The 24,699-nt window shown below is 64.1% G+C and carries 23 protein-coding genes; 10 read left to right on the top strand and 13 right to left on the bottom strand.

Annotated elements, in window-relative coordinates; genetic code table 11:
• Positions 1-43 precede the first annotated feature (43 nt).
• Positions 44-1,153, bottom strand: a complete 1,110-nt coding sequence (locus tag P9228_RS03445) for a TRAP transporter substrate-binding protein (RefSeq protein ID WP_067003340.1) — start codon at positions 1,151-1,153, stop codon at positions 44-46.
• Between the two features lie 245 nt (positions 1,154-1,398).
• On the opposite strand from P9228_RS03445, the gene P9228_RS03440 reads away from it, so the two are divergent.
• Entirely contained in the window at positions 1,399-2,172 is a 774-nt protein-coding gene (locus tag P9228_RS03440; protein WP_067324150.1) for a gamma-glutamyl-gamma-aminobutyrate hydrolase family protein, read from the top strand.
• 15 nt (positions 2,173-2,187) lie between these two features.
• Here P9228_RS03440 and P9228_RS03435 read toward each other — a convergent pair whose 3' ends face one another.
• From P9228_RS03435 to P9228_RS03415, 5 genes are all read right to left on the bottom strand, one after another.
• Positions 2,188-2,580 (bottom strand): hypothetical protein, encoded by a 393-nt coding sequence (locus P9228_RS03435; protein WP_278052421.1) that lies wholly within the window; start codon positions 2,578-2,580, stop codon positions 2,188-2,190.
• A gap of 131 nt (positions 2,581-2,711) precedes the next feature.
• Complete coding sequence (locus P9228_RS03430) at positions 2,712-3,695, bottom strand: 2-hydroxyacid dehydrogenase (RefSeq protein WP_278052420.1); 984 nt, start codon at positions 3,693-3,695, stop codon at positions 2,712-2,714.
• Positions 3,692-4,714, bottom strand: coding sequence for a LacI family DNA-binding transcriptional regulator (locus P9228_RS03425; protein ID WP_067324144.1), 1,023 nt, complete (start codon positions 4,712-4,714; stop codon positions 3,692-3,694). Before P9228_RS03425 ends, P9228_RS03430 begins: the two co-directional genes overlap by 4 nt.
• A 60-nt stretch (positions 4,715-4,774) precedes the next feature.
• On the bottom strand, positions 4,775-5,659 hold the full coding sequence (locus P9228_RS03420; RefSeq protein WP_278052881.1) for a DMT family transporter: 885 nt from the start codon (positions 5,657-5,659) through the stop codon (positions 4,775-4,777).
• A gap of 339 nt (positions 5,660-5,998) precedes the next feature.
• Positions 5,999-6,406 (bottom strand): DUF2000 family protein, encoded by a 408-nt coding sequence (locus P9228_RS03415; RefSeq protein WP_127404299.1) that lies wholly within the window; start codon positions 6,404-6,406, stop codon positions 5,999-6,001.
• A gap of 33 nt (positions 6,407-6,439) precedes the next feature.
• Between P9228_RS03415 and P9228_RS03410 the strand changes: the two genes are divergently transcribed.
• Positions 6,440-7,291, top strand: a complete 852-nt coding sequence (locus P9228_RS03410) for an AraC family transcriptional regulator (protein ID WP_278052418.1) — start codon at positions 6,440-6,442, stop codon at positions 7,289-7,291.
• A 104-nt stretch (positions 7,292-7,395) separates the two neighbouring features.
• On the opposite strand, the gene P9228_RS03405 is transcribed toward P9228_RS03410, so the two are convergent.
• Positions 7,396-7,866 (bottom strand): MarR family transcriptional regulator, encoded by a 471-nt coding sequence (locus P9228_RS03405; protein WP_278052416.1) that lies wholly within the window; start codon positions 7,864-7,866, stop codon positions 7,396-7,398.
• Positions 7,867-8,224: 358 nt separating this feature from the next.
• Between P9228_RS03405 and P9228_RS03400 the strand changes: the two genes are divergently transcribed.
• From P9228_RS03400 to P9228_RS03375, 6 genes are all read left to right on the top strand, one after another.
• Positions 8,225-9,286 (top strand): GTP-binding protein, encoded by a 1,062-nt coding sequence (locus tag P9228_RS03400; protein ID WP_278052414.1) that lies wholly within the window; start codon positions 8,225-8,227, stop codon positions 9,284-9,286.
• 262 nt (positions 9,287-9,548) lie between these two features.
• Complete coding sequence (locus P9228_RS03395) at positions 9,549-10,523, top strand: WD40 repeat domain-containing protein (RefSeq protein ID WP_278052412.1); 975 nt, start codon at positions 9,549-9,551, stop codon at positions 10,521-10,523.
• Between the two features lie 189 nt (positions 10,524-10,712).
• Entirely contained in the window at positions 10,713-12,089 is a 1,377-nt protein-coding gene (locus P9228_RS03390; RefSeq protein ID WP_278052409.1) for an aspartate aminotransferase family protein, read from the top strand.
• A gap of 11 nt (positions 12,090-12,100) precedes the next feature.
• The gene (locus P9228_RS03385) at positions 12,101-13,507 is read left to right on the top strand and encodes a glutamine synthetase family protein (protein ID WP_278052880.1); all 1,407 of its coding nucleotides are present in this window, start codon (positions 12,101-12,103) and stop codon (positions 13,505-13,507) included.
• An 89-nt stretch (positions 13,508-13,596) separates the two neighbouring features.
• On the top strand, positions 13,597-14,832 hold the full coding sequence (locus tag P9228_RS03380; protein WP_278052407.1) for a putative DNA modification/repair radical SAM protein: 1,236 nt from the start codon (positions 13,597-13,599) through the stop codon (positions 14,830-14,832).
• A gap of 2 nt (positions 14,833-14,834) precedes the next feature.
• Positions 14,835-16,277: a UdgX family uracil-DNA binding protein gene (locus P9228_RS03375; protein ID WP_278052405.1), complete on the top strand. Its 1,443-nt coding sequence runs from the start codon at positions 14,835-14,837 to the stop codon at positions 16,275-16,277.
• Between the two features lie 290 nt (positions 16,278-16,567).
• On the opposite strand, the gene P9228_RS03370 is transcribed toward P9228_RS03375, so the two are convergent.
• From P9228_RS03370 to P9228_RS03355, 4 genes are all read right to left on the bottom strand, one after another.
• On the bottom strand, positions 16,568-17,827 hold the full coding sequence (locus tag P9228_RS03370) for a glycerate kinase (RefSeq protein WP_127403607.1): 1,260 nt from the start codon (positions 17,825-17,827) through the stop codon (positions 16,568-16,570).
• The gene (locus P9228_RS03365) at positions 17,824-18,327 is read right to left on the bottom strand and encodes a heme-degrading domain-containing protein (RefSeq protein ID WP_278052403.1); all 504 of its coding nucleotides are present in this window, start codon (positions 18,325-18,327) and stop codon (positions 17,824-17,826) included. Before P9228_RS03365 ends, P9228_RS03370 begins: the two co-directional genes overlap by 4 nt.
• Before the next feature lie 75 nt (positions 18,328-18,402).
• Entirely contained in the window at positions 18,403-19,716 is a 1,314-nt protein-coding gene (gene guaD / locus P9228_RS03360; protein ID WP_278052402.1) for a guanine deaminase, read from the bottom strand.
• A 2-nt stretch (positions 19,717-19,718) separates the two neighbouring features.
• A complete protein-coding gene (locus P9228_RS03355; RefSeq protein ID WP_067324124.1) occupies positions 19,719-20,945 on the bottom strand; it encodes a urate hydroxylase PuuD in 1,227 nt (408 codons plus the stop codon).
• A gap of 151 nt (positions 20,946-21,096) precedes the next feature.
• On the opposite strand from P9228_RS03355, the gene P9228_RS03350 reads away from it, so the two are divergent.
• On the top strand, positions 21,097-22,017 hold the full coding sequence (locus P9228_RS03350; protein WP_066995946.1) for a LysR family transcriptional regulator: 921 nt from the start codon (positions 21,097-21,099) through the stop codon (positions 22,015-22,017).
• Positions 22,018-22,053: 36 nt separating this feature from the next.
• On the opposite strand, the gene P9228_RS03345 is transcribed toward P9228_RS03350, so the two are convergent.
• The gene (locus P9228_RS03345) at positions 22,054-22,890 is read right to left on the bottom strand and encodes a PhzF family phenazine biosynthesis protein (protein ID WP_278052398.1); all 837 of its coding nucleotides are present in this window, start codon (positions 22,888-22,890) and stop codon (positions 22,054-22,056) included.
• 248 nt (positions 22,891-23,138) lie between these two features.
• Between P9228_RS03345 and dps the strand changes: the two genes are divergently transcribed.
• Positions 23,139-23,627 carry a DNA starvation/stationary phase protection protein Dps gene (gene dps, locus P9228_RS03340; RefSeq protein WP_278052396.1) on the top strand — a complete coding sequence of 163 codons (489 nt, stop codon included), beginning with the start codon at positions 23,139-23,141 and terminating at the stop codon, positions 23,625-23,627.
• Positions 23,628-23,657: 30 nt separating this feature from the next.
• Here the strand turns inward: dps and xdhC are convergent, their stop codons facing one another.
• The gene (gene xdhC, locus P9228_RS03335; RefSeq protein WP_095824425.1) at positions 23,658-24,653 is read right to left on the bottom strand and encodes a xanthine dehydrogenase accessory protein XdhC; all 996 of its coding nucleotides are present in this window, start codon (positions 24,651-24,653) and stop codon (positions 23,658-23,660) included.
• Positions 24,654-24,699: the final 46 nt, after the last annotated feature.

The following is a 24,699-nucleotide window of genomic DNA, read 5'->3' as shown; positions in this document are numbered from 1 at the left end:
GCGCCCTCTCCCCGTCACCATAGGGGAGAGGGCTAATCCCCGGCTACAGCTTGCCGTTACGCTGCTGCACCATCATGAAGGTATCGTAGTTGTATTCGGCGACCTGGGCCCAGAGATAGTGCTCCTTGCGGAAGCCTTTGATGGATTCCCAGATCTTCTTGAACGGCGCGTTGTTGGCCTCCATTTCGGCATAGACTTCGTTGGCCTTTTCGAAGCAGGCAGCCATGATTTCCTGGCTGAAGGGGGCCAGCTTGGCGCCGCTGGCGACCAGCCGCTTCACCGCCGCCGGATTGAGGTAGTCGTATTTCTGCAGCATGTTGGCGTCGGCGGCTTGCGCGGCCGTGTGCACCAGCGACTTGTAGGCGGGCGACAATTCCTCGTATTTGGCCTTGTTGAACATCAGATGCACGGTCGGGCCGCCTTCCCACCAGCCGGGATAGTAGTAGTAGGGCGCGACCTTGTAGAAGCCGAGCTTCTCGTCGTCATAAGGGCCGACCCATTCGGCGGCGTCGATCGTGCCCTTTTCCAGCGCCGGGTAGATGTCGCCGCCGGCGATCTGCTGCGGCACGACGCCGAGCTTCTGCACCACTTTGCCGGCAAAGCCGCCGATGCGCATCTTGAGGCCGGAAAGATCGGCGACCGTGTTGATCTGCTTGCGGAACCAGCCGCCCATCTGCACGCCGGTGTTGCCGCCCGGCAGGCCGAATAGGCCTTGCGTTGCAAGGAATTCGTTGAAGAGGTCAATGCCGCCGCCATGATAGTGCCAAGCGTTCATGCCGCGCGCGTTAAGCGAGAACGGCACTGCGGCACCCAGCGCCCAGGTTGGGTCCTTGCCCCAATAGTAATATGCCACCGTGTGGCATGCCTCGACGGTGCCTGCGGCGGTGGCGTCGGCCGCCTGCAGGCCGGGAACGAGCTCGCCCGAGGCGAAGACCTGAACCTGGAAATTGCCGTCGGTCGCTTCCGACAGCATTTTTGAGAACACTTCCGCACCGCCATAGATCGTGTCGAGCGATTTCGGGAAGGACGATGCCAGCCGCCAGGTCACTTTCGGATTGGACTGGGCTATCGCCGGCGTGGCAAGCGCGGCGGCCGCTGCCGCGACACCAACACCGGATGCACCGGCCTTACGGATGAACGAACGACGATCCATGCATTTTCCTCCCGTTTAGAACCAACAGACCGATATTCGGACATCCGCGGTGCCCTGATCGGCTGCGCGAAACAATACACGGGCAAGATGTCGAGTCCAGCACCGCGGGCAACGTGCAACTATAGTCTAACGTCGACCGTCCTGGCCCATTCGGAGAACCGAAACTTGCCATGGCAAAGTGCCGACTGATCGCCTATTTTGTAGGCAGAATAATTCGTTAGCCCTCGATGGAACCCGTATCCAAAATGCAGCAGCCGCTCGTTGCCGTCTCAACCGATGTCCGCCAGTTCGACAACTACACATGGCATGCCGCGCCCCAGCAATATATCGAGGCGGCGATCGCCGGCGCCGGCGTGTTCCCGCTCCTGGTGCCGTCCTTCGGCGACCGGCTCGATTTCGACGAGCTGCTGTCCTCGGTCGACGGCGTCATGGTGACGGGTTCGAAATCCAATGTGCATCCCTCGCTCTATGGCGGCGATCCCAGCGAGGCCAACGGCCCCTACGACCCGGCGCGCGACTCCACCACGCTGCCGCTGATCCGCAAGGCGATCGAGCGCGGCGTGCCGCTGCTCGCCATCTGCCGCGGCATCCAGGAGCTCAACGTGGCGCTGGGCGGGACGCTCGGCACCGAGATCCAGGAGCGCGAAGGCTCGCTCGATCACCGCGCGCCGGTGAGCGACAATCAGGACGAGCGCTTCGGCATCCACCAGACGATTTCGATCAAGCCTGGAACCTGCCTCGCCGGCGTGTTCGGCGCCGGCGACATCAAGGTCAACTCGCTGCATCGCCAAGCGATCGACCGGCTCGGATCGAAACTGCAGGTCGAGGCTTTGGCGACCGACGGCACGATCGAGGCCGTCTCGGTCAAGGAGGCCCGCGCCTTCGCCGTCGGCGTCCAGTGGCACCCCGAATATTGGGTGAAGTCGGACAGCAACTCGGCAAAGATCTTCCGCGCCTTCGGCGATGCCGTGCGCCTGCATGCGGCGGCGAAGGCCGGTGCACGCGCGGCGGCGGAATAGCCGAACCCGAGCAGCTCAGTCGCTGGTCGTCGCGTTCAGCGCCAAAAGCGGGGCGGCCGGTGCATAGGATTCGTAGCCGTCGCCATCAGCAACACCGAAGGTGACGATCGGATCGATGCCGTTCTCGCTGAACGCGACCGAGCCGTCGGCCTGCTCGCGCCAGAATTTCACACGCTCGATGCCGGGCATCAGCTTGCTGCAGTTCGGAGCAATTGTCAGCAGCGACAGGCCGTCCGAGACCGCGGCGCCGCGCTTGATTGCGCAGGCCGCTTCGTCGCCATTGGCTGTCAGCCGATAGCTGTTGGAGAGGCCGGCTTGCTCGACCGCGCTTTGGCCGTTGCCGTCGAGCAGGGACTGAACGCCCCCGTATAAGGCGACTGACGCAATCAACCCGGCTAACAGCTTCACTCCGCCTCTCCACATCCTGGCTTGCCGTGCCATGCCGGTCTCCAAACCACGCGCCGATTTGGACAACATGCATAACGAAGTATGCAGAATGATGATTAAGCAGGCGTTAATAAATGTGGCCGGCCTTCCGCTCAGGCGCGTGGCTTGACGTTGATCGTCTCCGGCACCGGGGTCAGCGGCCGGTGCTCGCCGAACCAGGAGATGAGATTGTCGACGCACAGATCCGCCATGGCCCGGCGGGTGTGGTCGGACGCAGATCCGACATGCGGCAGAAGGGAGGTGTTGGGCGCATCGAGCAGCGCTTTGGGCACATTCGGTTCGTCGGCAAAGACATCGAGCCCGGCGGCAGCGATGGTGCCATTGGAGAGTGCTGCAGCCAGAGCCGCCTCATCAACCGTGCTGCCGCGGCCGATATTGACGAAGACGCCGTCGGGACCGAGCGCCGCCAGGACCGCCGCGTTGATGGCTTTCTCCGTCGCGGCCCCGCCCGGCGCGATACAAATCAGCGTGTCGACCGCTTCGGCCAGACCCTTAAGCGTCGCATGGTACTCGTAGGACAGGCCATCGACCTGGCGGCGGTTGTGATAGGCGATCGGCAGGCCGAAAGCCTCGAGGCGACGGGCGACGGCGAGGCCGATGCGGCCCATGCCGAAGATGCCGACGCGGCGGCCGCGCAAGGTGAGCCGGCTCAGGCGATAGTCACCCTTCTTCACCCAGTCGCCGTCGCGCAGCCATTTCTCGGCGGCGTACATTTCGCGCACCGTGTTGATCAACAGGCCGATGGTGGTGTCGGCGACCTCCTCGGTCAGCACGTCGGGCGTGTTGGTGACCATGACGCCGCGGGTGGCCGCGTGACGAGCGTCGACGGAGTCATAGCCGACGCCGAAATTGGCGATGATCTCGAGATTGGGCAGCGCGTCGATCATGGCCGCGCTGATGCCGCCGAAGGAGGCGATGCCGCGCACGCTCTCGCGCATCTCGCCGGTGACGAGCGACGGATCGGCGCGCTCGATCCGCACGCGCTTGAACGCTTTGTCGATCCGGCCGATGGCATGGTCGTTGAAACGGCCCGGCACCAGGATGGCGACCGGCGACTTCGCTTCTGTCTGTGTCATTGACGCTCCACCGGCTTGCCGGTGGACTGGCGTACGTGCAGCTCCGGCTTGATCAATTCCTGCGACGGCCGCACGGCCTGCCCGTTCAGCTTGTCGAGCAGCGCGCTGGCGGCGCGGCGGCCGACCTCGCGCTGGCCATTCCAGACCGTGGTCAAGGCCGGCGTTGCTATCGCAGCCTCCTCCAGGTCGTCGTAACCGGTGACGGAGATATCGACGCCCGGCACCAGACCGGCGCGCGCGATGCCGTTCATAAGTCCGATCGCAACCAGATCATTCCAGCAGCAGGCGGCGGTCGGCTTGTCCTTCAGCGCCAAGAACTGTCCTGCAGCCTCGAAACCGGCCTGCTTGGTGCGCGGTCCAGGAATGCGCCAGGACGGCTTCACCTCCAGCCCGGCCGCTTCCATGGCGTTGACGTAGCCCTGGTAGCGGTCGCGGCCGGTCGAGGTCTGGTCCGTGCCGCCGATCATGGCGATGCGTTTGTGGCCGAGCGAGATGAGATGGTTGGTCGCGAGTGCCGTGCCATAGGCATCGTCGCCGCGGAAGACCGGCACGTCGGCGCCGGTAACGGTGCGCGCGATCAGCACCGCCGGGAGGCCGTTTTCCTCGGCCATGATGATGTCCTCGGCCGGCGTGCCTATGGCCGGCGACATGATGACGCCGTCGGCGCCGAGCTGCAGCAGCGTGTCGATGAAGGTGCGCTGCTTTTCCAGCTGGTCATAATGGTTGGACAGGATGAAGGTCTGGCGGCTGCGGTCGAGCTCGCTTTCTATCGAGCGCAGAATCTCGGCGAAGAACGGGTTCATGATGTCGTGCACGACGACGCCGACAATGCCGGAGCGCGAGGTGCGGAGCGACGCGGCCCGTCGGTTGTAGATATAGCCGATGGCGCGCGCGTGCTCCTTGATACGCTCGCGCGTCGAGCCCGCGACCAGCGGGCTGTCGCGCAGCGCCAGCGACACCGTTGCCGTGGATACGCCAAGCGCATCCGCGATCGTCGAAAGCTTGATCTTCTGTGCCAGCCTTGGTCCCCGAGGCCTTTAAACTGTTTAAATGGGCTTATGCCATCGATTGAGGGCAAATCAAAGTTTTTTTGCCAAGCCCTCGGCTTCCGTGTCCAAGGAAGCGGAATTGCGCAGGCGAAGCCTGTGCTCGCGGTGGATGATGTAGAGGCCGCTGGCGACGATGATGGCCGCCCCGAGCAGGGTCCAGCGGTCGGGAAACTGGTGGAAGATCAGCCAGCCGGAGATGATCATCCAAATCATCTGCGAATAAGGGTAAGGCGCGAGCGCCGTCGTCGTCGCCAGGCGATAGGCCTGGACCAGGAGCCAATGGCCGCCGGCGCCGAAGACGCCGAGCATCAAAAGGATCACCCAGTGCCAGCCGTCCTGCGGCAGGGACAATGAGAAGGGCAGCATGGGCAGGAGCAGCACCGCCGGCGCCAGCGCCGAGAACAGGATCAGGCTCTCGGATGTCTCCGTCGACGACATGCGCCGGGTCATGATGACGTAAAAAGAGTTCGACAGCATCGAGCCCAGCGCGAAGAGATGGTCCATGCCGAACACGCCGACGCCGGGCCGGGTGATGATGAGGACGCCGACGAAGCCGGTGAGGATCGCCAGCCAGCGCCGCCAGCCCGCCCATTCGCCGAGCAGCGGGCCGGCCAATGCGGTGATCACCATCGGGCCGAAGAAATAGATCGAGGTGGTCTCGGCGAGCTGCAGCGTCCTGAGCGCCAGGATGTTGAACATGGTCGAGCCGAAAAGCAGGCATCCGCGCAGGATGTGCGCCGGCAGGTTGTTGGCGCGGAAGCGCGACGGCTCGCGCCAGCCGCGCAGGAAAACGCCGACAAGCAGGACATGCACGATGAAGCGGGCCCAGGCGACGATCAGCGCCGAGACGCCGGCGAGCACCAGATATTTGCTTGAGGTGTCGAGAAAGGTGAAGCAGACATAGACGCAGAGCATTAACAGCATCGCCGCGGGCGGCGTCGCGCTGTCGTCGTGATTTTTGGGAACGCTCAAAATCGGGCCGGAGGAGAGGTAGACGCCGTCCTTTTGCGGCAATCGCCGCCGGCCGGCAAGCCAAAAGCGACTGGCCCAACAAGACGTGCCGACAGGCTTAGAGCGCAGTGCCTTGGCGATCAGCAGAACGTTCCTGGTTCGTCATCCCGAGCGGAGCAAGGAGCGACGCGACGCGCGCAGACCCCAGGCTGACGAAGCAGGGAGGTCGCGGCCAATCTCGAACGTGCGCGACGTCGTCCGGACGAATGGTCAATCAGCCACCAAGAGCATCCTCCCCGCCACTCAAGCATGCATGCGGGCGCCCTTGGTAATCTTGTCGACCAGCTTCTTTTCGGCGCGCAGCGCGATGCCGACGATCTTGGCGTCGTCCGGCGCGAATTCGGCGAAGACGGCGCGGTTGGCCAGGTCATGGCCGGTGGAGAACATCTCCTCGACATAGGCCGATATCGTCACGCCGCGCTCCAGGGCCCGGCGGTGGATCGCGGCAAGCGTCGGCTCGTCCGCCGACAGCACGATAACGGGCTGGATCGAGAGCGGATTGAAGAGATTGCCGGCGCGGTCGCGATAGGGCTCGCCGATGATTTGAGGAGCTTGCGCGACGATGCCGCTGGTCAGGAAAGCGGTAACGTTGAGCTTCTGCCAGACGGCGAGGTCTTCCTTGAGCACGATTGCAAATTTCGTATCGAACACCAAAATGTTTCTCCGAGATGTGGATCAGGGACCATGGCGCACGATCTAGGCAATGAGGCGCTGGGAGGTCTTGAACGTTCGTGCGCTGAGGACGACCGGATCGTTTCGGCGCCCGGTGCTTCGGGCCTCGAGCGCATCGAGGCGCGTTTCCACGGCAATGCCTTCGAATTGCACCGCCACGACACCTACGCCATCGGCGTGACGCTGGACGGCGTGCAGCGCTTCCACTATCGCGGCGCGCTTCGGCACAGCGTGCCCGGCCAGGTGATCGTGCTGCATCCCGACGAACTGCATGACGGCGGCGCCGGCACCGAGCACGGCCTACGATACAGGATTCTCTATCTCGAGCCGTCGCTGCTGCTCGACTGCCTTCACGGTTCGCCGCTCCCTTTCGTTAAGGATGCTGTGGTGAGCGACCCTCAGTTGCGCGGCACGCTGCTGTCGGCGCTAACACCGCTCACCGAGGAGCTCGACGACCTGTTCGTGGCGGATTTCATCGCGCAGCTGGCGCAGCAATTGAAACGCCATGCCGGACAGCCGGCAAAATCAGCGGGAAAAATCGCGTGGCGGGCTGCCGCGCTGGCCCGCGACTATCTCGAAGAAAACGCTGAACGGCCGGTGCGCTCCGACGAGCTGGAGGCGGTTACCGGCCTCGACCGCTACGCGCTGTCGCGCCATTTCCGCGCGACCTATTCGACAAGCCCGCATCGCTTCCTGTTGATGCGTCGGCTGCAGCGGGCGCGGCGCATGATCGAAGCGGGAGAGCCGCTTGCCGAAACCGCTGTTGCGGCCGGCTTCAGCGATCAGAGCCATTTCAACCGGCATTTCAAGAAGGCGTTCGGGCTGACGCCGGGACGCTGGGCGACGCTGGTGCGCGACGCGTAGCGTCGTCGCCCTTTCCGCTGAGCTGCCGATGCTTGGGTGGTGCCTGAAGCGACGATGCTGTGCATCGCGCTTGGGTCGATCGAGACGACGCTGCGCGCCGCTCGTTAATCATCCAGCTCGGCGTCGTCGTCGATGAGGATCACGTCCTCGTTCGACAGGTTGGCCTCGATGCGGGCGAGCAGCTTGAACAGCGCCTTCTGGTCTTTCTTGTCGAGACCCCTCAGCGCCTGCTTCTCGGTCTTCTTGACCGATTTCTCGATGGCGCGGATGGTTTCGCGGCCGGAGCCGGTGAGGAAAATATGGGCCTGGCGGGCATCGGCGTTGGAGGCGCGCTTTTCGAGAAAACCCTGCGCCTGCAGCCTGTTGATGGTTTTTGTGATCGTCGGCGGACGTACGCCGAGCTTGTCGGCGAGATTGCCGGGTGTCTGGCCGTCTTCGCGGTCGAGCGCCAGCATGATCTGGTCCTGGCCAGCGTAGAAGCCATGTGCCAGAAGGCGCGCAGCAAGCGCCGTGCGCGCCAGCCGCGCTGCCGAATGCAGCCGGCTCATAGTCGCCGTTCTGTCCGCCTTGGCCATGGTCATTCCCTCTTCGGCCGAACCGGCGCGGGCAGCATAGAGGCTGTCCGGCGGCTGGCAAATGACGATTTAACGAGTCCGGCCTGCAAACACTTTGCCGGCAAGCATTGCGTTGCCCGCGCAGGTGATGCCAGATGTTTATTTCAGTTAGATGACAAACGACTTTTGGCCCGCCGGCATTCACAGCGGAACATCCCGGAGGGGCTCTGATGCCGTGCGGCTGCCCTGTTACTTTAACCCACTGCGGCTGCCCCGATCGGGACCGGCTGGCCCATCGGTTTGGCGCGTGCAAAAGCGCGGCTCACATCCTATATGAGGGCCGACAAATCCTTCGAGCACAGATTTTTCGAGGCAGGCCATGAGCGATGCACAGACGCAGATCCCCGTAACCGTTCTCACCGGCTATCTCGGCGCGGGCAAGACGACGCTGCTCAACCGCATCCTGTCGGAGAACCACGGCAAGCGTTACGCGGTCATCGTCAACGAGTTCGGCGAGATCGGCATCGACAACGATCTGATCGTCGAATCCGACGAGGAAATCTATGAGATGAACAATGGCTGCGTGTGCTGCACGGTGCGCGGCGACCTGATCCGCGTCGTCGAGGGCCTGATGCGGCGGCCCGGCCGTTTCGATGCCATCGTGGTCGAGACCACTGGCCTGGCCGACCCGGTGCCGGTGGCGCAGACCTTCTTCATGGACGACGATGTGCGCTCCAAAACCAAGCTCGACGCGGTGGTGGCGCTGGTTGACGCCAAGCACCTGCCGCTGCGCCTGAAGGACTCGAAGGAGGCCGAGGACCAGATCGCCTTCGCCGATGTGGTGGTGCTGAACAAGACCGATCTCGTCACTCCCGAAGAGCTCGAAAAGGTCGAGGCGACGATCCGCGCCATCAACCCGGCGGCCAGGATCCATCGCACCCAGCGCGCCGGTGTGGCGCTCGGCGAAGTGCTCGACCGCGGCGCCTTCGACCTGTCACGCGCGCTGGAGAACGATCCGCATTTCCTCGAGGCGCACGACCACGATCACGACCATGAATGCGGTCCGGATTGCGATCACGACCACCACCATCATCACGACGGGCACGATCACCATCATCACGACCATCCTTCCGCCATCCACGATGTCACGGTGAAGTCGGTCTCGCTGCGCGGCGGCGAGATGGATCCGAAGAAGTTCTTCCCATGGATCGAGAAGGTGACCCAGATGGAAGGGCCGAACATCCTCAGGCTTAAGGGCATCATCGCGCTGAAGGGCGACGAGGACCGCTATGTGCTGCAAGGCGTGCACATGATCCTCGAAGGCGACCACCAGCGCGCCTGGAAGGACGGCGAGAAGCATGAAAGCCGGCTGGTCTTCATCGGCCGCGATCTCGACGCCGAGCGCCTCAGGAAGAGTTTTGAAGCTTGCCAGGCGGCTTAATTTGGCCGCCCTGACCTTCTCCCCTTGTGGGAGAAGGTGGATCGGCGCGCAGCGCCGAGACGGATGAGGGGTATTGGACGGATCGCCGTCTTTGCCAAGCTGGAACACCCCTCATCCGACCGAGCTTCGCTCGGCCACCTTCTCCCACAGGGGGAGAAGGGAGAGCCGCAACGCTGGCGCCATTCCTCGTTTGCGACGAAGCGGGTTGAGACCCGTAGCTCAACCCCTTAAGGGATGGGCGGAAATCGAATGGATCATCCCCATGCCGACAGTCGCCCCGCTTGATCTCGAAGGCCATTGCGTCGCCGCCGTCTTCCTCGGCGACGTGCCGCATTTCGCTTTGGCCGACGGCGCGATCCATCGGCTCGACAATGGGCACAAGACCGTACAGGCGAATGACGGGCTGCTCGCCGCCTTCCACGATGCGGCGAACGACCGGCTAGTTACCGGCGGCGAAGACGGCAAGGTGTTTGCGGTCAAGGCCGGCGGCGAGGCGAGCGAACTTGCCAGTGCCGGCAGAAAATGGATCACCAGCGTTGCGGCGGGCCCTCAGGGCGCAATCGCCTATGCCTCTGGCAAGACGGCGTTCGTCCGTTTCGCCGACGGCAAGATCAAGGAATTCGCGCATCCGCGCTCGGTGGAAGGGCTCGCCTTCTCGCCCAAGGGCATGCGCTTCGGCGTTGCCCGCTACAATGGCGCGACGCTGCATTTCCCGGCGGCGGAGGGCAAGCCGGTCGATCTGGAATGGGCCGGCGCCCATACCGGGATCAGCTTTTCGCCGGACGGCGCTTTCCTGATTACCACCATGCAGGAAAACGCGTTGCATGGCTGGAAGCTGGCGGACGGCAAGCACATGCGCATGAGCGGCTATCCGGGCAAGGTCAAAAGCCTGTCCTGGAGCGCGAAGGGCAAATGGCTGGCGAGCTCCGGCGCGCCGGCGGCGATCGTGTGGCCTTTCGCCAGCAAGGACGGGCCGATGGGCAAGGCGCCGCTGGAGCTCGGCACGCGCGGCAACACCATGGTGACCTGCGTTGCCTGCCATCCCAGCCAGGAGGTCACCGCGATCGGCTATGAGGACGGCATGGTGATCGCGGCCCGCTTCGCCGACGCCAAGGAAGTGCTCCTGCGTCGTCCCGGCAAAGGCGCCATCACCTCGATGATGTGGGACAAGGAAGAGCGCCGCATCGTCTTCGGCAGCGCGGCCGGCGATTGCGGCGTGATCGACATTACTGCGTAAGGGATTAGGGGAATAGGGCGGCAAGGGAATAGGGAAGGAGAGCCTTCCTCCGCTGTCTTCCCAATGCCCTACTCCCCTACTTCCTTAATCCCTTAATCCCTACTGTCTGAGCCAACGCCCGCCCCCTGCGCGGCCAATTGCGGTTTTGCCGACCGGTTGGCAGAGTGCCGCGCGAGAAAGAGGGGCTTCATGCATTCAATCGACCGGACTTCCATCGGCGGCATCGCCGCCGCCCGCATAGCCGAGCTGCGCGAGGCCGAGGCGGCCGCCTTCCGCAAGGCGCGGCCGAAGTCCGAGGCCAAGGTTGGCAACGGCATGGCCGGCTTCCTCGGCGGCGTGCCGATGCATTGGATGACCGACTGGCCGACACCATTTGCGATCCTGGTCGACAGCGCCAAGGGTGCCACGATTACCGATGTCGACGGCAACAAGCTCGACGATTTCTGCCTGGGCGACACCGGCTCGATGCTCGGCCATTCGCCGCCGCCGGTCGCCCGCGCCATCCGCCGGCAGGCAGCACGTGGCCTGACCTATATGCTGCCCAGCGAGGATGCGCTGGCGATCGGTCCGCTCTTGCAGCAGCGCTTCGGCCTGCCCTATTGGCAGATCGCCACCACCGCCACCGATGCCAACCGCTTCGCCTTGCGGGTCGCCCGCGCGGTGACGGGGCGCGAAAAGATCCTGGTGTTCAACGGCTGCTATCACGGCTCGGTCGACGAGACGATGGTGCGACTGATCGACGGCAAGCCGGTCAACCGGCCTGGGCTGGCAGGCGAGTTCCGCGATCTCACACGGGCAACCAAGGTTATCGAATTCAACGATATTGCAGCATTGGAAGCGGCACTTGGCGACCGCGATATCGCCTGCGTGATCACCGAACCGGTGCTGACCAATTCCTGCATGGTGCTGCCGGAACCCGGCTTCCACGACGCGCTGCGGCGCCTCACCCGCGCCGCCGGCACGCTGCTTTTGATCGACGAGACGCACACCATTTCAACCGGGCCCGGCGGTTACACGCGAACGCACGGGCTGGAGCCGGACCTGTTTGTGCTCGGCAAGCCGGTGGCCGGAGGCGTGCCGGCCAGCATCTGGGGCATGAGCGAGGAGGTCGCGACGCGCTACGGCACCTACAATCGCAGCAAGGAGCCCGGCTATTCCGGCATGGGCACCACGCTGTCGGCCAACCCGCTGCAATTCGCGGCGATGCGGGCGACGCTGGAAGAGGTAATGACGGAGGAGGCCTATGCGCATATGGACCGGCTGGCGCGCCGCCTCGACGCGGGGCTCTCCGCCGTCATCGAGCGACACAAGCTGCCTTGGCATGTCGCGCGCGTCGGCGCCCGCGTCGAGTTCATCTGCGCGCCCGGCCCGCTCAAGAACGGCGGCGAGGCGGAGAAGGCACATACGCCGGAACTCGAAGCCGCCGTCCATGTCGCGCTGGTCAATCGCGGCGTGCTGATCGCACCGTTCCACAATATGATGCTGATCTCGCCGGCGACGACCGCGGAGCAGGTAAGCCGCCTGATCGCGGCTTTCGCCGCGGTTGCCGCCAGGCTTACGGCATGAGACAAGCAGCTATGGACAATCCGAGCACAGTTGCGACCTCCCCTTCGGGCTCGACGCCGGCCGAGGCGAAAGCGTTTCTCGCCGCCCATCCCGACATCGAGGCCTTCGACATCGTGCTCACCGACGCCAACGGCATCGGCCGCGGCAAGATCGTGCGCCGGCACGAGCTGATGAGCATTTTCGAGGGCGGAAGGCATATGCCGATCTCGATCCTCGGCCTCGACATCACCGGTGAGGATGTTCACGAGACCGGGCTGATCTGGGACACCGGCGACGGCGACCTCAGGGCATGGCCGGTTCCAGGCACGCTGGTGCCGCTGCACGGCACCAAGCCGCCGCGCGGCCAGGTGCTGATGGCGATGTATCATCTCGACGGCCAGCCGATGACTTCCGATCCGCGGCTGGTGCTGGCAAGGCAAGTCGAGCTCCTGGCGGCGCGCGGCCTGCATCCGGCCGGCGCCTTCGAGCTGGAATTTTTTCTGCTTGCCAATGAGCGCGACGCCGACGGCAAGGTGCAGGCGGCGCGCGCGGTGCTCGACGGCCGCCGCTCGGGCAAAACGGAAGTCTATTCAGTCGACCACCTGCACGGCATGGAGCCGCTGTTTTCCGACATCTACGCCGCCGCCAGGGCGCAAGGCATTCCGGCCGAGACGGTGATTTCCGAATATGCGCCCGGACAGTACGAGCTGACGCTCAACTACCGCAAGGACGTGATGCGGGCGGCCGACGACCTGGTCATGCTGAAGCGGCTGGTGAGGGCGCAGGCGCGCCGGCACGGCGTCACCGCCTGCTTCATGGCCAAGCCGATCGAGGCCTATGCCGGTTCGGGCATGCATTTCCACGTCTCGCTGCAGGACGATGCCGGCCGCAACGTCTTCACCGAAGCTGCCGGCGAGAAATGGTCGCCAAGCCTGCTCAACTCGCTTGGCGGCCTGATCCACACCATGGCGGAATCCATGCTGGTGTTTGCGCCGCATGCCAATTCATGGCGGCGTTTCGTGGCGCAATCCTATGCGCCGGTGGCGCCGACCTGGGGCGTCAACAACCGCTCCGTGGCGTTGCGCGTGCCGGCGGGCGATGCGATGAACCGGCGTATCGAGCACCGGCCGTCCGGCGTCGACGCCAACCCTTATCTTGTGGCGGCGACGGTGCTGGCGGGCATCGTCAAGGGCCTCGACGAGGCCCTTGACCCCGGACCGGAAACGACCGGCAACGGTTACGAGCAGACAACGGAAGCCTCCACCATGCCGACCGATTGGCGCGCCGCGATCGAGGCCGCACGTGGCTCCGAATTCCTGAAATCGGCGCTCGGTCCCGACCTGCACCGGACCTTCGTGGCGATCAAGCAGGCGGAATATCTGCGCGTCGCACGCACCGTCAGCGAACTCGACTACCACCTCTACCTGCACGAGGTCTGAGGACTTGGCCTCGCAGACGGAGTGATCACGTTTCGCCGCGACACTCAAAAGTTATAGCCAGGCGACTTTCTGGAACATATCATGAACGCATGGCTGTGCTTTCCGTCCGCGAGAAACTGGCGATCCTGTCCGACGCCGCTAAATACGACGCCTCCTGCGCATCGTCCGGTTCGGCGAAACGCGATTCGCTGAAAACAGGCGGCATCGGTTCGACCGAGGGCTCGGGCATCTGCCATTCCTATGCGCCGGACGGGCGCTGCATTTCGCTGCTGAAGATCCTGCTCACCAATTTCTGCATTTACGACTGCAGCTATTGCATCAACCGGTCCTCCTCCAATGTGCGGCGAGCCCGCTTCAGCGTCGACGAGGTGGTGCGGCTCACCATGGATTTTTATCGCCGCAACTACATCGAGGGTCTGTTCCTGTCTTCCGGCGTCATCCGCTCGCCGGACAAGACGATGGGCGAGATGGTCGAGGTGGCGCGACGGCTCAGGATCGAGGAGAAATTCGGCGGCTATATTCACCTCAAGACCATTCCCGAAGCGTCAGCCGAACTGATCGAAAAAGCAGGCCGTTATGCCGATCGCCTGTCGATCAATGTCGAGCTGCCGACCGACGAAGGGGTGAAGAAGCTGGCCCCGGAAAAGAAGCCGGAAACGATCCGGCTTTCCATGGCCAAGCTGCGCTGCAAGATCGAAGAGAAGGCCGAACCAACGTTGCAGAGCCGCAAACGCGAGCGCTTTGCGCCGGGCGGCCAGTCGACGCAGATGATTGTCGGCGCCGACAAAACGTCCGACGACGGCATCCTGCGCGCCAGCGCCCGGCTTTATGGCAGCTATCATCTGCGCCGCATCTATTATTCCGCCTTCAGTCCGATCCCGGATTCGTCTGCGGCGCTGCCGTTGCAGAAGCCGCCCTTGATGCGCGAGCACCGGCTTTACCAGGCGGACTGGCTGATGCGCTTCTACGGCTTCTCGCAGCCTGAAATCCTGGCCGGCAGCAATGACGGCATGCTCGACCTTGCCATCGATCCCAAACTTGCCTGGGCGCTGCGCAACCGCGGCCGGTTCCCGGTCGACGTCAATCGCGCCGATCGGGAGGCGCTGCTGCGTGTGCCGGGGTTGGGCACCAAGGTGGTCGACAGGATTCTGCAGACGCGCCGCCATCGCCGGCTGCGTCTCGAAGATGTCGGACGGCTCTGCCATTTCTTCGCCAAGGTACGCCCCTTCATCACTGCGGAAGGCTGGTCACCAGGCGCGCTCACCGACAAGTCGGGCTTGCGCGAGATCATCACCCGATCTTGCGAGCAGCTTTCGCTGTTTTGACCATGGCACGGACCCAGCTCAGCCTCGCATCTCATCTCGCCCGTCTCGAGAGCGAGACCGATTTCGACGGTTGGCGCGATGCGGCGCGCCGGCTGGCCACGAATGATATTCCGCCGGAAGAGGTGGCTTGGCAGGTTGGCCACGACGATGATGATCGCGGCAACGATTTGCCGGCTTGCCGACAGGATGCGCGCCTTGTCGTCCCGCGCGAGTTCATCGAACGTGCAGAGACGGTCATCTGTCATTCGGACCCCGAGCGTTTCAACTTCCTCTATCGGTTGCTCTGGCGGTTGCGCGTCGAACCGAAGCTGCCCCGTAAGCTCGAGTCCATGGAAAAGGCGGTTTGGCGCGACATTCACAAGATGCGGGCCTTCGTGCGCTTCCGGAAGATCGGCGACGGCGCGGAAGAACGTTATGTCGCCTGGTTCGAACCCGACCATTTCATCGTCGAGCGCAATGCCGATTTCTTTGTGCGCCGCTTCGCCGGCATGCGCTGGACGATTCTCACGCCGCACGCCTCGGCCGAATGGGACGGCAAGCGGCTGGCGATCGGCCCAGGCGCCAGCAAGCGCGACGCGCCGGCGGAAGACGACGCCGAGACGCTGTGGCGGACCTATTTCGAGAATATCTTCAACCCGGCCCGCCTCAAGGTGAAGGCGATGCAGAAGGAGATGCCGAAGAAATATTGGCGGAACCTTCCCGAGGCCTCGCTCATTCCAGACCTGATAGCAGGAGCGGACAGAGCCGCGACAGCCATGATCGCCCGGATGCCAACCTCCCCAGCGCCGCGCCACGCCAAAGTGAAGGCAAAACACTGGCCTTCGCCGGAGCCGGCGGATGTGGTGGAGCCCGAAAGTACGGATATTCCGGCATTGCGCGAAGAGGCGAGCGGTTGCCGGCGTTGCCCGCTCTGGCGCGATGCCACGCAAACCGTGTTCGGCGAGGGACCGGAGAATGCCGACGTGGTGTTTGTCGGAGAGCAGCCCGGCGACCAAGAGGACCTTGCCGGCAAGCCGTTCGTCGGGCCCGCGGGCAAGGTGTTCGACAGCATTTTGGACCAGGCCGAGATCGACCGCCGCAAGGTCTATGTGACCAATGCGGTGAAGCATTTCAAGTTCGAGCCGCGCGGCAAGAGGCGGATCCATTCAAAGCCCAATGCCGGCGAAATTCGTGCCTGCCGCTGGTGGCTCGACAAGGAACTCGACATCATCAAGCCAAATCTTGCGGTGGCGCTCGGCGCGACAGCAGCGCAGTCGCTGCTCGGCAAGGCGGTGCCGATCACTAGGATGCGCGGCGACGTCATCCAGCGCGAGGACGGCTTGCGCGTCTTTGTCACCATCCATCCGTCCTTCATCCTGCGCATCCGCGAGCATGAGGACAAGGAGGCCGAGAGGGAGCGGTTTCTCACCGATATGAGGAAGGTGAAGCAGTTGATGGCTGCTTGACCGATCTGCGAGCCTGAACGGGACCTTGCGCGGACGGATGCTGTTGTACGAGTCGTGCGACTTGGGAGAATTGGGCGAGATGCCCGTCGCCTCGTCATCCACGGGCGAAGCAAGGAGCGGAGCGACGCGCGCAGACCTGAGGATCATTCCGTTACCTGCAGGCGTCGCAACGATGCACAATTCTGCTCCGCTGCATTCCATGCCCGAGGTCACGGAATGGATTCCAGGGTCTCCGCGACGGAGCTTCGCTCCTGCTTCGCCCTGGAATGACGACTTCGGCGTTTATTGCGCTACCGGACGAGTATCGCCCTTAGATCATTGACGTTGGTCCCGGTCGGACCGGGCACGAACAGATCGCCGACCGCGTTGAAGGCGGTCCAGGCATTGTTGCCGGCAAGCATAGCCTTAGCATCGACGCCTGCGGCACGCATGCGCGCCACGGTCGTGCCGTCGGCGAAGGCGCCGGCATTGTCCTCGGAGCCGTCGATGCCGTCGGTGTCAGCGGCTAAAGCATGGATGCCGCTGACCCCATCGATACCGATGGCGAAGGCAAGCAGGAATTCGGAATTCCGGCCGCCCTTGCCCTTCGCCCGCAGCGTTACCGTCGTCTCGCCGCCGGAGAGGATCAGCATCGGCTTCTCGAAAGGCCGGTTACGGGTCGCCACCTCGCGGGCAATCGCGGCATGCACGCCGCCGACCTCGCGCGCCTCGCCCTCGATCGAATCCGACAGGATGACGGCCTCGATGCCTTGCCGCTTCGCTGCGGCGGCCGCGGCTTCCAGCGAGACGCCGGCCGAGGCGATGAGATGCACTTGATTGCCGGCAAAGCGCGGATCGTCGGAGCGTGGCGCATCGGCTGCGGCAGACTGGATATGCGCCATGACCGCATCCGGCAGGCTCATGCCGTAGGCGGCGATCGACGCCAGCGCATCCGCGCGGCTGCCGGTGTCGGGGACGGTCGGCCCCGAGGCCACCAGCGCCGGATTGTCGCCGGGAATGTCGGAGACGACCAGCGATACGACCCGGGCCGGATGAGCGGCGCCGGCCAGCCGGCCGCCCTTTATGGTCGAGATGTGCTTGCGGATGGTGTTCATCGCCGCGATCGGCGCGCCGGAAGCGAGCAGCGCCTCGTTGACGGCGATCTCGTCGGCAAGAGTCAGGCCGGGAGCGGGCGACGGCAGCAGCGCCGAGCCGCCGCCCGAAATCAGCGCCACGACCAGATCGTCCGCGCTCAGTCCCCGCACCTTCTCCAACAGCCGACGCGAGGCTTCGAGGCCGGCGGCGTCCGGCACCGGGTGCGCCGCCTCGATGATCTCGATGCGCTCGCATCTGGCGCCATAGCCGTAGCGGGTCACGATCAGCCCATCGATCGGACCATCCCAGACCTTCTCGAAGGCCGCCGCCATCTGCGCCGAGCCCTTGCCGGCGCCGATAACGATGGTGCGGCCCTTCGGCTTTGCCGGCAAATGATTGCGGATCGTCTTTTCCGGATCGGCAGCGGCGACGGCGGCGTTGAAGATCGACGTAAGGAAAGTTTTTGGATCGGTCATTGCTCTTCCGGCGGCAACTTGAGCTTGCTCGCATCGACTCCGAGATGGGCGCAGAGCGCATCGACAACGACACCGTGGTCTTCTCGTTCGGGCAGACCGGAGACGGCGATGACGCCGATCACGCCTGCGCCCTTCACCGCGACGGGAAAGCCGCCGCCGGCCAGCACATAGTCGGCAATGTCGAGTGCTTCGCCGACCTTGAAGGTGCGGTCGGGTCGCTGCTGCTCCAGCACCATGCGATAGGTGCTTCTGAGATAGCGCTTGACGACATTGATCTTGCGCCGCGCCCAGTCGGGGTTGGAGGCGTTGGAGCCCGGCATAGCGGCATAGAATAGGGGACGGTCGAAGGTCCTAATATCGACGATAATCGGCAGGTTTTCGTTGAGCGCCCGCTCCCTGATCGCCGCGCCTATCTGGAAGGCCACGGCCTCGTCGAAGGCCGGAAAGACCAGCATGGCTTCTTGTTTCTTGATCAGAGCGATGTCGTCGGCGGCAGCCATGGCGTTTCCCCTGTCAATGTCGACGCACGCTTTGGCCGATGGCTGACGCGGGGTCAAGCGACGAGCACGTTTAATCTATGCGACAATCGCGCTCTTGGCCGGCCGACCCGCCACATAGACCTCGCTCACGGCGCGGTCGTCGCCCAGCGTCTGCAGCAGGAAGAGCTCCTCCGCCAGGGTCTCCGCCGTCTCCATCCTCAGCCGCATCGCCGGCGTGGCGTTGGCGTCGAGCACGACAATGTCGGCATCCGTGCCTTCTTCCAGCGTGCCGATTTTTTCGGCGACAGCCAGCGCCTCGGCATTGCCGCGTGTCAGCTGCCAGAAGGACTGGAAGGGGTTGAGCTTCTCGCCATTCAGTGCGATGACTTTGTAGCCCTCATCCATGGTCCGCAGCATCGAATAGTTGGTGCCGCCGCCGACATCGCTGGCGGCAGCGATGCTGAGCGGCTTTTCGCGGCGGCGGTAGCGCTGGTAGTCGAACAGGCCGGAGCCAAGGAAGAGATTGGAGGTCGGGCAGAACACCGCAATCGAACCCGATTGCGACAGCGCATCGGCTTCGCGCTCGGATAGATGGATGCAGTGGCCGAACAGGCTCTTTTTGCCCAGCAGGCCGTAATGCTCATAGACGTCAGTGTAGTCGCGCGACCAGGGGTAGAGCTCCTGGGTGAAGGCGATCTCGGCGTGGTTTTCCGACAGATGCGTCTGCATGTGGAGATCGGGATGCTCACGGCAGAGCGCGCCGGCCATCTCCATCTGCTCGGGCGAGGAGGTGATGGCGAAGCGCGGGGTGATGGCATAGAGCTGGCGGCCCTTGCCGTGCCATTCGGCAATCAGCGCCTTGCTGTCGTCATAGCCGGTCTGCGGTGTGTCCAGCACGCCCTCCGGCGCATTGCGGTCCATCATCACCTTGCCGGCGATGTTGAGCATATTGCGGTCGTGCGATTCGGCGAAGAAGGCTTCGGCCGACGATTTGTGCACCGAGCAATAGGCGACGACCGTCGTCGTGCCCTGGCGCAGCATCTCGTCGAGGAAGAGCCTGGCGATGCGGCGGCCATGCTGCGCGTTCGCGAATTTCGACTCCTCCGGAAAGGTGTATTTGTTCAGCCAGTCGAGCAGCTCGGCGCCGTAGGACGCGATGATCTGCATCTGCGGAACATGCACATGCGCATCAATGAAGCCCGGCAGGATGAGATGCGGGCGATGATCGATCGTCTCGACGCCGGCGCCGGCGCGCTTGGCGATCTCGGCATACGGACCGGCGGCAATGATCTTGCCGTCGTCGATCAGCAGCCCGCCATCCTCCTCGTAGCGCCAGGCGGAATGGTCGTCGATTGCTTCGGGCCAGCGCAGGAAGGAGAGCGTGCGGCCGCGCAGGAGTTTCGAGGTCATGCTTACTTTCCGGCGCCTTCGAACCAGGCCACCAAAAGGGCCCGTTCCTGGTCGGTTATCTGAGTGACGTTGGCGGGCGGCATGGCATGCGCGCGGCCGGCCTGGAGGTAGATCTCCCGGGCATGATCGGCGATGCGCGCGTCGGTGTCGAGCAACACGCCCTTCGGCGCATGGTAGATTCCTTCATAGGCCGGCTCTTCGGTATGGCACATCGAGCAACGGCCGAGCACGGTGTCGCGCACGGCCGGAAAATGCGCCGAGGCAATGTAGACCTGGGCAGCGGCGGATGCGGCGGAGGTCTTGGGCTCCGCTGTCAGCACCTTGGGCACGGTCGACAGCCAGATGACGATCATGAACAGCACGGCGGCACCCAGCCAGGTCCAGGTCGGGTTCCCCTTCCTCGCGTGCACGGTGTTGAAATAGTGCCGGATCAGCACGCCGATGATGAAGACCAGCGAGGCGATGACCCAGTTGAACTGCGTGCCGAAGGCCAGCGGGTAGTGGTTCGACAGCATCAGAAACAGCACCGGCAAGGTCAGGTAGTTGTTGTGCAGCGAGCGCTGCTTGGCAATCTTGCCGTATTTCGGGTCCGGCTTGCGGCCGGCGATCAGGTCGGCGACGACGATCTTCTGGTTGGGGATGATGACCATGAAGACATTGGCCGACATGATCGTGGCGGTGATGGCGCCGAGATGCAGGAAGGCGGCACGGCCGGTGAAGAGGTGGGTCAGCCCCCAGGCGATGAAGACCAGCACGCAGTAGAGTACCAGCATCAGGCCGGTATCGCTTTTGCCGAGCGGCGAGCGGCAGAGCAGGTCGTAGACGATCCAGCCGACGCCGATCGTTGCCAGCGACAAGAGGATGCCGACGGGCACCGAGATGTTGAGCACGTTGGGGTCGATCAGGAAGAGGTCGGCGCCGGCATAGTAGACCACGCAAAGCATGGCGAAGCCCGACAGCCAGGTGGCGTAGGATTCCCATTTGAACCAGGTCAGGTGCTCCGGCATCTCCGCCGGCGCCACCAGATATTTCTGGATGTGGTAGAAGCCGCCGCCATGCACCTGCCACTCCTCGCCGAAGGCGCCGGCGGGCAGGCCGGGACGCTGGCGCAGCCCGAGATCGAGGGCGACGAAATAGAAGGACGAGCCGATCCAGGCGATGCCGGTGATGACATGCAGCCAGCGGACGGCGAAGCTCAGCCAATCCCAGAAAATCGCAAAATCCATCATCGAGTCGCCCCTGGGAAATCGTCCCTGCCGATCAGGCGACTTTACGGTCTGGAGCGCAAACGAAAAGAGGCGGGGCGCGCGATGACTTTCAAAAAAAAATGGAAAATACTAGGGTCGTCCCACGCAGCCATTTGAGAGCCACGACCGTCGCATGGCCTATCTCGACAACATCGCCGTCTTCGTCCGCGTCGTCGAGCTCGGCAATCTGTCGGCAGCCGGGCGCGACATGCGCATCTCACCGGCGGTCGCCTCCAACCGCATCAAGGAGTTGGAGAAGCACCTCGGCGTGCGGCTGTTCAACCGCACCACAAGGCAGCTGATGCCGACCGAGCACGGCACGGTGTTCTACACCGGCGCCAAGCAGGTGCTGGACGCGATCACCGAGGCGGAGGCCGCGGTCGCAGCACTTTCCGGCCAGCCGCGCGGCACGATCAAGGTGACGGCGCCGCTCGGCCTCGGCCGGCGGCTGATCGCCTCGGGCATTCCGGATTTCCACGATAAATACCCCGATATCGAGGTGCGGCTGAGACTCTCCGACCACAATGTCGACATCATGAAGGAAGGCATCGACGTCGCCTTCCGGCTTGGCATCATCGAGGATTCCAGCCTTCGGATGCGCGGCATCATGGAATGCGAGCGCGTGCTGGTGGCGGCGCCGAAATACCTCGAGGCGCGCGGCGAGCCGGTCGAGCCGCAGGAGCTGATCGGCAAGAAGCATGATTGCCTGATGCTGCGCTATTCCGGCACGCGCGAATATGTCTGGACGCTGCAGACGCCGAACGGTCCGCAGAAATTCGAGGTGCATGGACCCTACGATACGGACGATGGCGATGTGCTGACAGGCTGGGCGCTGTCGGGTCGCGGCATCATCAACAAGCCGCGTTTCGAGGTCGAGCCGTTCATCCGCGACCAGCGGCTGAGAGTGATCCTGGCAAAGACGCCGCCGACGCCGGTCCAGTTCGCCGCCGTCTATCCGCACAAGAAGCTGCAGGATCCGAAGGTCCGCCTGCTGCTCGACTTCATGGCCGATCGCTGCCAGCGGCTGATCAAGGACATTCTTGCCGGCAAGTAGGCTGGCGGGCACGCGCCTTCGCGTGGGTGACCACACTCAGTCTTCGTCCATCAGGCGGGCCGTGCCGGATACCCGGATCGAGGTGCCGGGCGTGGGCGGAACATCGGCATGCAGCCGCGAGCGCATGCCCATATCCTCGCCCTGAACAATGTCGATCGCGCCGCCATGCGGCCAGCCAATGTCGCGCAGATAGCCGGCAAAGGCGGCGGCGGCAGCGCCGGTCGCCGGATCCTCATAGACGCCGCCGGAAGCGAAGGGATTGCGCGTGTGGAAGAGACGCGGCGTTTCGGCATAGGCGAGCAGGATCGTCACCAGTTCCTCGCGCCGCATCAGGGCCTGGCCCTGTTTCAGGTCATAGGCCATGGCGGCGAGCGCCCTGCGCGACTTCAGGGCCAGCACCAGATGGTCGGCGCCGCCATGGATCAGCGCGGGCGGAATGGCGGGATCGAGATCGCCCGGCTGATAACCGAACATGGCCAGGGTCTCGCCGGCCAGCTCCGACGGGGCCGGCCGGCTGCGCGTCGGCGGCGACTGCAGGGCGGCGGCAAAGTTGGCGCCGTCGCGAAACCCTTCGACGGTGATGGCGGCCTGGTTCAGGAGCAGCTTGAAAATTCCGTCGCCGAACCTTCTGACCAACGCCGCGCCCAGCGCGATGGTGGCATGGCCGCAGAACGGCACTTCCGATTCGGGCGAAAAGTAGCGGACACGCCAGCCGTCGCCTTCACGTGCGGCAAAGGCGGTCTCGGAAAAGCCGACCTCTGCAGCGACGCGCTGCATGTCTGCGGCGTCGGGCAGAACCTCGCCAATCACCACGCCGGCCGGGTTGCCGCCGCTGTTGCCGTCCGAAAATGCCGCTATGCGCAAGACATCCATGTCGCTCGTCCCGTGTTCGTCATTCGTGTTCGCCAGGCGTGCAGAAAACACGGTTCAATCCGGTTTGGGAAACGAAGAAAGCGACGAGCAGCTGTGAGCATCAGTCATACCTTCGCCAGCTGTGCGCCCCTCGATCCGACGCGGAACGAAACCCGCTCCGTCGCCGTTCTGGCGATTGGCGACTGCACGGCCGCCCTTCGAGACCAGTCCCCAGCTTTCACAGCGACCCAGCGCCACAGGAGCCGACCATGGACGCCATTGTCACCAAGAAGGACCTCAAATCCGACGCCAAGAAGGAATCGATCGATCTTCTCAATGCCAGGCTTGCCGATGCCATCGACCTGGCGCTGGTCACCAAGCAGGCGCACTGGAACGTCAAGGGCCCGCAGTTCATCGCCATCCATGAGATGCTCGACGAGTTCCGCGAGGAGATCGACGGCCATGTCGACATCATCGCAGAACGCGCCGTGCAGCTTGGCGGCACCGCGCACGGCACCTCGCAGGACGTGTCGAGGGCAACGAAGCTCCAGCCCTATCCGACCGACATCCACAAGACCAAGGATCATCTGGCGGCGCTGATCGACCGCTATGCCACCGCTGCCAGGCTGGCGCGTGAGGCGATCGACGAGGCGGACGACGCCGGCGATGCCGACACCGCCGACATTTTTACCGCCTACTCGCGTTCGCTCGACAAATTGCTGTGGTTCCTCGAAGCGCATACGCAGGAAAAGGAATAGCCGGCTAGGCTCCTCCCATGGCCGGCTGAATCAGCCGGCCATCGCCTTGGGCGCGGCCGAGGCCTGGACCGCATGCGACACCAGCGCCGTCATGATCTCGGCGGCGGCGAGCGCGGCGATCACCGGCGGGCGCTTGTCCTTCACGGCATTGCCGCCGATCGGCGAGACGAGACGGTTGAACTGGGCCTCGCTGCCCTCGTCGGACTTCAGGAACCAGTTCTTGAACGTCGCCTTCTTGGTCTTCGAGCCGATCATGCCGACATAGGCGGCGTCGTCGCGCTTCAGCGCCTCGGCGACGATCAGGAAATCCAGCGCATGGTCATGGGTGAGGATGGCGAAGGCCGATCCCGCACGGGCTTCGCGCACCACCGCTTCGGGCATCGGCGTCAGCCGCGTCTCAACCGTTTCCGGCATGCCTTCCAGCGCATCGGCCCGCGTCTCGACGACCTCCACATGAATGGGCAGCAGCGCCAACGACGCGGCCAGCGCCTGGCCGACATGGCCGCCGCCAAAGACATAGACATGCGGCAGATGCGCCTCCTCGGCCTCGGCTTTGGCGATCAGTTCCTGTTCGATCCTAGCGTCAACCAAGCGGATCAGCACCTCGACGCGGCCGCCGCAGCATTGGCCGATTTCAGGACCCAATGGAACATCCAGGGTCGCGCAGGTTTCGTCGACCTCGATGCGGGCTTCCCTCCCCCTCGAGGGTAGGGTGGCGGCGGAGCCGCCAGGTTGGGTCACCGGCGCAGTGCTCGGCGCTGTCGTGGTGCCTTCTGAGCGCACCCCCTCTGGCCGCTTCGCGGCCATCGCCCCCTCAAAGGAGGAGAAAAGCATCTGCCGCGCCTTGTCGATCGCCATGAATTCAAGCTGGCCCCCGCCGATGGTGCCGAAAATCGCCGATGACGAGACGAGCATGAAGGCGCCGGTCTCACGCGGGGTCGACCCCTTTGTGGCCGCGACCTCGACGAGCGCGACCCGGCCGGTCTGGCCGAGAAACGCCTTCAGGCTTTGCACTTTCGAGTTCATCGTCTGCATTTCCACCCAGGAAATATAGCGTTTCGCGCCTCGAATT

Source organism: Mesorhizobium sp. WSM4898 (assembly GCF_029625845.1).
In the GTDB taxonomy this organism is placed as follows: domain Bacteria; phylum Pseudomonadota; class Alphaproteobacteria; order Rhizobiales; family Rhizobiaceae; genus Mesorhizobium.
This window is presented reverse-complemented; position numbering and strand designations above follow the sequence as displayed.